The organism is Verrucomicrobiota bacterium, from assembly GCA_037139415.1.
Classification (GTDB): domain Bacteria; phylum Verrucomicrobiota; class Verrucomicrobiia; order Limisphaerales; family Fontisphaeraceae; genus JBAXGN01.
The window spans coordinates 1-5092 of the sequence record JBAXGN010000310.1 but is presented as its reverse complement, the minus strand read 5'-3'; the positions used below and the strand labels follow the sequence as shown (position 1 = coordinate 5092).

The following is a 5092-nucleotide window of genomic DNA, read 5'->3' as shown; positions in this document are numbered from 1 at the left end:
AAGGTTTAGCCGTCCAAAAAACCTGCTGAAAAACCCCCTGCAATTCACCGGAATCCATGCTATGGTTTTACACCTAAATTCCTCGTGGTTGACCGACAAATGCGTAAACTGCCGCAGACTGTACAATAAATTGGTCTCTTTTAGGGCGTTGTTATAGTCGAACCCCTTTTCCGAGCGCAGTGCGAACTGATTTCCACGCTGAGCGCAGCGAACTAATATTCTCGGGGCGTATCAGAAAGCGAGTCACCACCAATATTCCTGAGCGTATCGGTCAGCGCGTGAGCGGCGCGACCAGCAGGGCAGAAAAGGACATCAGGATTTGTTTCATGGTTCAGGGCGCGCTATAAATTTTGAAACCATCCACTACGCAGGTCACGCCGTCTGGCGCAGGAAAGGATCCAGCGTGTTGCCACCATAGGCATTCTGATTGCCATACCAGTTTTGAGCCACAAAGGCATAAAATACATGATAGTCAACTCAGTCATATATCTGATATCATGGGATATTCAATTAACAATTCCGGCACCGGATTGATTTGATCATTGTTTCATCAATTATTGCTGGCTGGGCATTTTTTGGTTTTAATCCTGCGGCAACTCACCGATGGTTCACCTGCTCGGTGAACACAAAATGGTAGGCTTCCTGCGCTTTGACATTGTCCAATGTTACTATCACATTGCCGGCGGAATTGCTGATCGTATATGCAGAAGGGTTCAACACCGGGATATCAATTGCCAACAACTCGACACCAAGGTTCGTCCCGCGAAGCACTTGCACCTTCAAATCATAGTTAGCCATGGGGAAATTTGTCAGGGTCAGTCGCACGGTTCGTGTCGTGCCTTCGGTGCTGCCCAGCAGCAGCTCGGCGGTTTTCTGGCCGGCACCGTTGACCCCCTTGGAGGCCAGCACCGCCAACGATTTGTAATTGCCATCACTAACCACCCGTTTCTGGTTTTTTGTCTGCCCATAATAACGATACACATGGTAAACGGGGAGCGGGACATAGTTGGTGCTGATGATATTGCCCAAGTAGTCGTCAAGGGTGTTGGTGGATCTGGTCCAGTTGGCTCGACCCGCGCGATCGAGTTGGTAAACATTTTCCAGATAATGGAAATAGATGACCGCCAATCCGGGACGTTGACTGGCGTTATTCGTATTGCCGATGACCTCCCAGGGAGACCCGCCCCATTCGTCGCAATGGATTTCTTTGATTTGTTGTGCGGGATAATTGGCTTTAAACTCACCATATCTTTCAACCCCCTTGTTCTTGGTGATCGGATAGTTGGGATACCATCCGGCGTTGTGCCAAGTGAGCACATTCACTTCCAGATGGTTCGCTTTGCAATACTCGAGGAACGCTGTGTAGTTTGCATAGGTGGCGCCGGAAAAACCGGGTCCGGCAATTTGCAAGGTCGGGTCCATCTCCCGCAAGGCCTTGAAGGAATGCTTGTATATCTCGTAGAAGCGTGCGATGGATGCCGCAGACCCCTTGGCAGCCCCTGGTGTCGTTATGGCCCCGATGTTATCCGGTTCGTTGACGGGTTCCCAGATGATGTTCTTCGCGCGGGTTAGCCCAACCGCTTGGACAAGGGCTTTGACATCCGCTTCGTAGCGAGTGTAATTGGTGGTTTTGTAGTTCAACAAATCGCCTATGCAAAGCTTGTATTGAGCGCCGTAAGCCTGGACTTTATCAATGGTGGCATTCAGGCCACTGGGCCGCCCGCCCGGAAATTGCCAGCCGATGCGCCACGCCGCAGGATTGAGTTCCTGAATGAGGGAAGCCGGTATTTGATCTCGCTTCAAGAAACCCAGAAATCCAATGAGCGGTTTGATCGTGCGGACTTCCTGATTGAAATTAACCGTCAGGTCGTTGGTCGGGGCGGCTTTGGCCGACGTTGGTTGGACAAAAAGGAAGAGTGCCGAGATAAGGCCTGCGGTGATACGGAACGTGCTCTGCTTAAGAATATTCTGTTTAAGAATGGCGTAAATAGCCTGATCACTGATAGGAATGTAACTCATAAGACTTTGCTTTTGGGTACAGTTGATACTTTCACTTGTCGCGTTGCGGTAATACTCAGCTCGCGCCGGTTTATTTCCAGGAGTTGCCGGTTTGAACCAGCTTGTAGCTCTCGCCGGCGCTGTTGGCCAGGGGCTTCCGGCCGGGGTTGAGATTGCGCACCGTGTTGGCGGTGAACGTTCCCCTGCCGGTGACCTTGCCATCGATCACGATCGCATCTTCCCCCGGATGCTCGATGAGATTCCCTTTGAACACGATCTGTTGCGAACTGGAGCCGGCCAGGTGGATGCCACGAAAGAGCGGGGCGATGATCCGGTTGTCTTCGATGACCGTGCTGGCGATGGACGCGGTGCCGGGATAAATCCAGATCGCGCCGCGCCGCTGGCTGGCGTAGTTGTTCCCGCCGCGTATGATCAGGTTGCGCCGGACGATCGCGCCGGTCAGCGAACACATCGGGAACGCCGCGGGCAGGTTTAAGCCCAGGTTGTACGCCGATCCACCGTCCGCGAACACATTGTCCTCGATCAAATGACCGTTGCCGCCGGCGAGGTCGCAGTTGCCGCCCCACCAGACTGCGGCGACTGTGTTGTGTCGCAGGGTCACGTTGAGCGTCTGGTGCGGGCCTTTGCGCGGGGCTTCGCCGAGGATCGCCAGGCCGTCGTCGCCGGTGCCGCGCACATGGTTATTTTCCACCAGGATGTTGTGCGCCGGGCCATGGCCGCCGCCGTTGTTGATGTTAATGCCGTCGGCATAGCTGAACCGCACCCGGCAGCCCGACACCGTGCCGCCGATTCCGCCCACCCAGAAGCCCACATGCGCGTGCGCGATCCACACGTTCCTGACGCTCCAGTTGGTCCCGCCTCCCGTGAACGCCTTGGCCCCCTCCGCGCCGCGCGAGGTCGTTTCCAGTCCGTCCATATAGAGATCCGAAACGCTGGGGTTGCTGCCGGCGAGCACAAAGCCGCCGCAGCCCGACCAGTTCTTGGGCGCCGTGCCGGGCACATTGCACAGGCTGGTGTGCCACATTCCCGCCCCCTGAACGCGCACGCCCCTCACGGTGAACGCGGCATTCTGGAGGAACGTTCCCGCCGGCAGCCACACGGTTTTGCCTTGCGCCTGGGCTTCTTCGATGCACTTGCGAATGGCGGCGGTATCCGCCGTGGCGTCTTGTCCCTTGGCGCCATAGGTGGCGATGGACAGGGAGTTGGCGGGTTGGGGGAGCGGCGGGGGTATCGGCTCCAGCTCCAGCAGGTCAATCCGATAGAACTCGGCGTTGTCCGTAGCGTCCTTCTGCAACCGGAGCGAATCGCCGGCCTTCAAGCCCCCTTCGACGATCCAGCGCGCTTCGTCCCAGAACACGTGCGGGAATTTCGTGGGCTGGTTGCTCTGGCCGTTCTCCCCCAGCTTGCCCGTACCGTAGAGCCAATTGTGCTTGGAGCTGAGCCTCAGCGTTTGGCGGCGCTTGCCGTTGACATATAATCCCAGCGTCGCGGTAATACCCCCGCCCTGGGGCGCATCCGGGATGCAATGACGGATGACGAGCCCGTTACCCGCCGGCGTTTTGGGAATCTCCAGGAAATCCCCCGTCTGGCGCAGTTCCACGTAGGCCCGCCCGCTGGCTTCCAGCTCCGGGGAATTATCCAACCCGCTGGGGAGCTTGCTCAACTTGACGACGAGCCCGGAGGTTCGGTTGGCCGGGTCCTCCGCTTCGATGGTGATGAATGGTACGGCCGCTCCGCAGGCCGCGCTGGTCCCGGACGGTTCGGCCGCTGCCCCCATCGCGGCGGCCCCCACCCACAGACCCAGGCACAAACGGCTCCAAAGCTGACATTCCGTTAATGTGATCATCGCATCGGCTCCCTAAACTCATCGTATTCCACCGCACCCCAGGTTTGGTTGTGCCGTGGGGCAATTCGGCCGCATCGCCATCCGATTCGCAGCCAATCCGACAAACTGAACTGATAGGAATTTGTTTTCTGGCACATTGAATGCTTTCACTGGTCGCGTTGTGGTAATCAATGGCGCGATCCGCAACCGGTGGGATGATTTGGACTTACTTCCAATTGTCCCGCATAAACTGGATGCAATACTTGACGTCGTCCATCGTATGCTCGCTGATCTGTTCGTATTCGACCGCAAGATAGCTGGTGTATTTTTGTCGCTTCAGTTCTGCCAACACGCCTTTAATGTTCGAGACGCCCTGGCCGTAAGGTACGTCAATACTCTCGGGAGTGGCTTCCTTCGCATCTTTCAGATGCACAGAAAGGATGTGTCCCTGGAGCAGGCGGGTTGCCTTTACGGCATCTAAACCCGATCGGCCAAGATGCCCGGTATCCAACGAAACACCCATGCGCGGATCCCGGTTTTTCAACAGACTCAACACCAACGCAGGGTCCCAGTTTTTGTAATCCGGCTTTTTGGGATCTTTGGGATGATTATGATAACAGAACTGGATATCAAACTCCTTCACCAGTTTTTCCACCAAATCGAGTTGGTCGCCCGGCGGTTCGCCTGTCAATGCGCGAAGGCCTAAACGCTTGGCCATGGTGAACGCCTTGCGCCAATGTACTTCGGGGTCCGTTCCTGCGGCAGGATTCTGGGTGTGGGCATTCACGGGCTTGATCCCTGCTTCTACCAACCGCCCCTTGAGCCAGTCCTGATCAGCTCCGAGGGTGTTGACGTTGAACTGTTGGTTACTGTGGGCTGGGCTGAGTTTTTGCCAAAGATGGAATTCGATCACTGATGCTCCGACTTCTTTGGTTTTTTGAATAGCTTCCGCCACGGTGAAGTTTCGGAAAGTGTAGGTGGCAATTCCAATTTCCGGCAGGGAGGACTTCGGAGCTCCGGTGGCTAGACTGGCAGTCAACAGGCTCAAAGCGCAAATAAGCAGGCCGTGATGCGTGGTTTTACTTGGAGATAAAACGGTGTTCATGGGAGGAGATTAGCAAGGTTATGGCCGTTTGGATAGTAGGATTTGACAGTAGGATTTAAAACCGAAGTGTTCATGCGCGCCGATTGCCGGTTTTGTAAATATAATTGTGTAAATGTTTTTTTGTTTTGTTTTTTGTTGTTTTG

Annotated in this window: 3 protein-coding genes; all 3 read right to left on the bottom strand. The window is 55.3% G+C overall.

The features are described 5' to 3' along the window. Positions 1–597 precede the first annotated feature (597 nt). The 3 genes from WCO56_28870 to WCO56_28860 all read right to left on the bottom strand — a co-directional run bounded on the left by WCO56_28870 (position 598) and on the right by WCO56_28860 (position 4949). Complete coding sequence (locus WCO56_28870; GenBank protein MEI7733613.1) at positions 598–2019, bottom strand: hypothetical protein; 1422 nt, start codon at positions 2017–2019, stop codon at positions 598–600. Positions 2020–2089: 70 nt separating this feature from the next. Then, the gene (locus WCO56_28865) at positions 2090–3865 is read right to left on the bottom strand and encodes a right-handed parallel beta-helix repeat-containing protein (GenBank protein MEI7733612.1); all 1776 of its coding nucleotides are present in this window, start codon (positions 3863–3865) and stop codon (positions 2090–2092) included. Positions 3866–4070: 205 nt separating this feature from the next. Beyond that, positions 4071–4949, bottom strand: coding sequence for a sugar phosphate isomerase/epimerase (locus WCO56_28860; GenBank protein MEI7733611.1), 879 nt, complete (start codon positions 4947–4949; stop codon positions 4071–4073). Positions 4950–5092: the final 143 nt, after the last annotated feature.

What these genes read in the sequence shown, in the direction of transcription:
- WCO56_28860 (MEI7733611.1), bottom strand. Translation starts at nt 4,949, where the DNA reads ATGAACACCGTTTTATCTCCAAGTAAAACCACGCATCACGGCCTGCTT.
- WCO56_28870 (MEI7733613.1), bottom strand. Translation starts at nt 2,019, where the DNA reads ATGAGTTACATTCCTATCAGTGATCAGGCTATTTACGCCATTCTTAAA.
- WCO56_28865 (MEI7733612.1), bottom strand. Translation starts at nt 3,865, where the DNA reads ATGATCACATTAACGGAATGTCAGCTTTGGAGCCGTTTGTGCCTGGGT.